At 64.5% G+C, this 4862-nt stretch carries 6 protein-coding genes; 1 reads left to right on the top strand and 5 read right to left on the bottom strand.

The features are described from left to right. From JHD07_RS31625 to JHD07_RS31605, 5 genes are all read right to left on the bottom strand, one after another. Positions 1-421: efflux RND transporter permease subunit (locus JHD07_RS31625; RefSeq protein WP_291629288.1), on the bottom strand; the 421-nt coding region annotated here is incomplete at its 3' end. Positions 422-565: 144 nt separating this feature from the next. Continuing rightward, entirely contained in the window at positions 566-1525 is a 960-nt protein-coding gene (rpoH, locus tag JHD07_RS31620) for an RNA polymerase sigma factor RpoH (protein WP_291629290.1), read from the bottom strand. Between the two features lie 181 nt (positions 1526-1706). Beyond that, positions 1707-3131: an ATP-binding protein gene (locus tag JHD07_RS31615; protein WP_291629287.1), complete on the bottom strand. Its 1425-nt coding sequence runs from the start codon at positions 3129-3131 to the stop codon at positions 1707-1709. A gap of 15 nt (positions 3132-3146) precedes the next feature. After that, a complete protein-coding gene (locus JHD07_RS31610) occupies positions 3147-3824 on the bottom strand; it encodes a response regulator transcription factor (RefSeq protein WP_291629285.1) in 678 nt (225 codons plus the stop codon). A gap of 74 nt (positions 3825-3898) precedes the next feature. Beyond that, positions 3899-4075 (bottom strand): hypothetical protein, encoded by a 177-nt coding sequence (locus tag JHD07_RS31605; RefSeq protein ID WP_291629283.1) that lies wholly within the window; start codon positions 4073-4075, stop codon positions 3899-3901. A 229-nt stretch (positions 4076-4304) separates the two neighbouring features. Here JHD07_RS31605 and JHD07_RS31600 point away from each other — a divergent pair, with 229 nt between their 5' ends. Beyond that, positions 4305-4550: a hypothetical protein gene (locus tag JHD07_RS31600; RefSeq protein WP_291629281.1), complete on the top strand. Its 246-nt coding sequence runs from the start codon at positions 4305-4307 to the stop codon at positions 4548-4550. Positions 4551-4862 lie beyond the last annotated feature (312 nt).

Below are 4862 nucleotides of genomic sequence, written 5' to 3'. Positions count from 1 at the left end.
GCAGCACCGGCACACTAGACGCATTGAACTGCACGATCACCGGCGGCTGAATTCCCGGCGGAATCAGGGCGCGGATCGCGTTGGTCGCGGAGACGATCTGCGAGATCGCGAGATCGAGATTGACGTCCGGCTGGAAATAGATCTTCTGAACCGACAGGCCGTTAAGCGTCTGCGCCTCGATGTTCTTGATGCCGCTGACGTTGGCGCTGATGGAATACTGGCTGTACGTGCTGACGCGTTGCTCCATCTCGGGCGTCGACAGGCCGGTGTAGCTCCAGATGACCGTGACGACCGGAATGCGTATCTCGGGGAAGATGTCCGTCGGCATCGACCAGACCGCGATGCCGCCGAGAAACAGGATCAGTGCCGCGAGCACGTAGAAGGTGTGCGGAAAGCGGAGCGCGAAGCGGACAATTCCCATGATGACGACTTGCCTGGAGCTGGTTGCGCGGGGTGACGTGACAAGTGGCGGCCGACGCGCTGCGCTGCAAATGAAAACGAATTCAGGGATATCGACGTCGGCGCCAACGACCTTCTGGTCGATGCATCGCCGGCCGCTCGACGGTCAGGATGCGGCGAGCGCTCCCTCGTACGCTTGCAGGGCGAGATCGCTGCGGATGCGCGGCGCCACGGATCGTGATCTGCTCCGCTTTTCCGTCCGAGCAATCGCGGGATCCTGCGTGGCCAGGACGGCAAGGCGCTTCACCTTGGCAAAGGCCCGCAGCTCGATCTGCCGGACGCGTTCGCTGGAGATCGAAAGCTCGGAAGCCAGCTCAGCGCGCGTTTGCGGATGCTCGGCCAGCTGCCTTGCCTCGAACACGCGACGCTCGCGAGCGGTCAGGGCGTTCAGCGCGATGCGGAGCGCACCGGCCCGGCGTTCTGTCTGATCCTGATCGGCAAGGACCGTCTCGGCATCGGCCGATTGGTCGACCAGAAGGGCTTCCCATTCGCCGGCGTTCTCGTCGCCGCCGACCCGCGCATTCAGCGACAGGTCGCCGTGAAGGCGGCGATCCATTTCCAGCACATCGCGCGTCGAGACCTCGAGCTTGACGGCGATCGCTTCGGCAACATCGGGCGTGAGGCCCGTCATCGCCCCACCCGCGGCCTTCCTCATCTCGCCGCGGAGCCGGAAAAATAGCTTCTTCTGGGCCGCCGTCGTCCCGATCCTGACCAGTGACCAGGAGCGCAGGATGTATTCGTGGATGGTCGCCTTGATCCACCATATCGCATAGGTCGAGAATCGCGATCCCCGGCCCGGCTCGAACCGGGACGCGGCGATCACCAGCCCGAGATTGGCCTCGGCCATGAGATCGGCGTGCGGCAGGCCGTATCCCTTGTAGCCGCGCGCAACCTTTGCCGCGAGCCGGAGATGGCTGGTGACGAGCGCGTTCGCGGCCTCGCAATCCCCGCTCTCGTGCCAGCGACGCGCGAGCTGCTGCTCTTGCTCACGCTCGAGCAGCTCGTAGCGGCCGATCGCGGCTGAATATGCGTTGAACATGCCAACCGCGGTCGATCCGCCCGGCATAGTGATCTTGCTCAAATCCGCATGGTGCATTGACATCCCTTGCTCCCACTTTGCAACCGACGAACGGAAAGTAAGAAATCTCCGACTGTCGTCACAGTAAAATGGACTTAAGGAGCCTGAATTTGCTTTCAGAGAACTAGCTGTTATTGTCGCTTTGCACGTGCTGGGCGCGGCGCAACGGTCACGTCGAAGCGAGGTTCGCGTGAAGGAAGCGGCTGGAACTCGACGCCGCACCATCCTGTGACGCTTCTTGCAGCGGGACCACGATCTCCACCCGGCCGCCGGGCGGTGGACACACGGTTAGGCGGAAGCCGTGCAGCTTGACGATGGCGGACACGAGACTGAGGCCGAGCCCGACACCGGGCGTATGGCGCATCTTGTCGGAACGATAGAACCGCCGCAGCACGGCCTCGCGCTCCGACTCGCCCACTCCGGGCCCGGTGTCGCTCACACGCACGAGCGCGGTTGTCTCGGCGGACCTCAGCTCGAGCGTCACGCGGCCGCCGGCAGGAGTGAATTTCACGGCGTTGTCCACGAGATTGGCGACCGCCTCGAACAGTAGATCCCGGTCGCCGCGCACCTGGAGCCGGCGATCGATCTTGACGCCGAGTGCAATCGCCTTGTCTTCGGCGATCGGCTCATAGACGTCGCACACCTGGCGCAGGATCTCGTCGAGCGCGACGTTGCCGAAGCCGGACGTTCGGCTGCTGGTCTCGATTTCGGCAAGCCGCAGCAGCGCTGTGATAATCGCGAGCGACTGGTCGATGCCGGCGATCGCCTTGTCCACGACGTTCTGAAGCTCCTCCAGCGTTGCGGCATGGGTCCGGCCACGCTCCAACGTCAGGCGGACACGCGTGAGCGGCGTCCGGAGATCGTGGGCGATATCGTTGCCGACCCCTGCCAGCGCGGTGATCGTGGTCTCCATCTCGTCGAGCATGCCATTGACGATTCCGGCAAGCCGCGCGAACGGGTCGTCCGCATCGGCCCGGGGAAGCCGCTCGCGGAGATCGCCGGCGACGATGCGCCGAACGTGCTGGTTCACCTGCTCCACGCGCCGCTCGGCACGGAGACTCAGCCAGGCTCCGGCCAGCAGACAGAGGCAGAATGCCGGCAGCAGCCCGAGCAGCAGCGCCTGCCCGACGACGAGGGATATCTCGCGCGTCTCATCGATACTCCTCCCCATCACGAGGATGTGGCCGTCGGAGAGCTGTCTGCCCGCGGCCTTGACGACGGCATCGCCGGCCGGCGTCGGACCGACCCGATCGAGCTGGACGCTCCGGACCGGCCCGCCGAGATCGAGATGCAACGGCAATCGCTCGATATTGCCGACAATCCGATTCCCGGCCGCATCGAACAGGCCTGCATACTGCACGCCCCGGGAATCCTGCCTGAGATGGTCGGAAATCGCGTCGTTGAGGCGGCCGGGCGGCAGCTCCGCCAGGAAGCTGAGCTGTGCCTCGATCATGCGGTCGGACCGCATGACCAGGTAATCGTCGATCTTGACGTAAATGAAGGCGAACAGCCCGGCGACGAACAGCGCCAGCGCAGCTGCCACCGCGGCGATCCAGAGAAACGTGCTCGATCGAATGAGATCAATCCGCCGCATCGGTACGCCTCACCTTTACCGAACCCGCAGGATGAATCCCGATCCGCGGACGTTGTGGATGAGCTGTGTCTCACCGGGGCCGTCGACCTTGTGGCGGAGACGGCCCATATGCACGTCGATGAGATTGGTGGTCGCTGGTACGAACTTGTAGTTCCAGACCTCCTCGAGCAACATCGCCCGCGTCAGCAGCTGATCACTCCGCCGCATCATGTATTCGAGCAGGCGGAACTCCCGCGGCAGCAGATCGATCTCGCGCTCGCCGCGCCGCACGGCCCGCTCGATCAGATCCAGTTCGAGCGGCCCGGCATGCAGCGTGGTCTCGCGGCTGTCGATCGGTCGGCGCAGCAGCGCCTCCACCCTTGCGACGAGCTCGACCAGCGCGAACGGCTTGGTGAGATAGTCGTCTCCGCCGACGCGCAATCCGCGCACCCTGTCATCGACTGCGCCGAGCGCGCTCAGCACCAGCACCGGGGTCCTGACCTCGTCCTTGCGCAGAGCTTCGATGACGGTGAGTCCGTCCATTCCGGGCAGCATGCGATCGACGATCAGGGCGTCGGGAGACGATTCCCGCGCGCAATCCAGCCCTCCGATGCCGTCGGGCGCCCATCGCACCTCGAATCCGTGCTCGGTAAGCTCGGCGACGATTGCGTCGGCGGTCTCGGGGTCGTCCTCGATCAGGAGAATTTGCGTCATGGTGCTGACCCCACGTGCTGCGAGACGTTGAGGCCGGCGGCGCCGCGTGAGTTCGCTGGTCCGCGACGACATGTTCATTGGCTTTCCGGGCCGAACACGCGGCGCGGCACCGTCATGCGATGCGCCACAGGCTCGCAATCCAGATAAGCCCGCGCAGGATCCAAGACCATTAAATAGTGTGTCAGATTGCCCATTCGCGCTGCCGCCTGCGGCGAGGCGCAGGCATTCCGATGGACTGTCGCCGCGATCATGTCTCACCTCCATGCAGAAGCACATCTCCGCAGATATGTATTTTGGGGAGCCGGTGTTACGCGCCGGCACGGCAAAGCTTGCCGATTTGCACGATCGTGCTTTCCGACAAGGCTGGGATCACGGGCCGTTGATGGCCAGTGAGCAATTCGTGCGTTTCGTTCGCGCTCGCCCGCCCGCACCTCATGTCCAGGCCGGCTCGGACTGGCTGCTGTCACACAGGAGAATCCCATGACCAACACTTTCAAGCTGTTGTCGACCGGACTGGTCGCCGTCGCGATGCTCGCCGGACCTGCCATGGCGCGCACGAGCCACACGGTTGCGCGTCCATCCGCGATGCAAGCCCAGCCGGTTGCATCGGAAGGGCTCCTCTATCAGGGCGACCGCGTTTGCGTTCCGGCGCCGCGTGTCGGTGCGTTCGCGACGGCGCCGTGGACCGGCAACAACGTTCCCTGTGAGCCGGGCACTGGCCTCTGATTCGACGGCGACGCCGCCGCGAACGGCTCGGCATTCTTCAACAATGCAGGCGGACCCGATATCGGGTCCGCCTTTTCCTTTGCGAGGAGCGTCGGCCTCGGCCGGATCATCCCGCGCCTGCACCGCCCTCCGCGCCTGACATCTAATTCAATGGGATTGGCCTGCGAAAATCCTATCTGCTCTTGCGACGGGGCTTGCCGACGGCGCGAGACCGCAGTGATGGCAATCGGCCGCCGGACCTACGGACTGGAAAGGAGTCTCCCATGAAACGAGCATTGATGATCCTGGCGACAGCAGCACTTGCGTCAGCGC

The organism is Bradyrhizobium sp., assembly GCF_016462955.1.
GTDB lineage: Bacteria > Pseudomonadota > Alphaproteobacteria > Rhizobiales > Xanthobacteraceae > Bradyrhizobium.
Note: the sequence above shows the minus strand (reverse complement) of the source record. Positions and strands in the feature narration are given on the sequence as shown.

Bases quoted from the DNA above. Each gene is read 5' to 3' on its own strand.
- rpoH (WP_291629290.1), bottom strand. From the start codon at position 1,525: ATGCCGGGCGGATCGACCGCGGTTGGCATGTTCAACGCATATTCAGCC.
- JHD07_RS31615 (WP_291629287.1), bottom strand. From the start codon at position 3,131: ATGCGGCGGATTGATCTCATTCGATCGAGCACGTTTCTCTGGATCGCC.
- JHD07_RS31610 (WP_291629285.1), bottom strand. From the start codon at position 3,824: ATGACGCAAATTCTCCTGATCGAGGACGACCCCGAGACCGCCGACGCA.
- JHD07_RS31605 (WP_291629283.1), bottom strand. From the start codon at position 4,075: ATGATCGCGGCGACAGTCCATCGGAATGCCTGCGCCTCGCCGCAGGCG.
- JHD07_RS31600 (WP_291629281.1), top strand. From the start codon at position 4,305: ATGACCAACACTTTCAAGCTGTTGTCGACCGGACTGGTCGCCGTCGCG.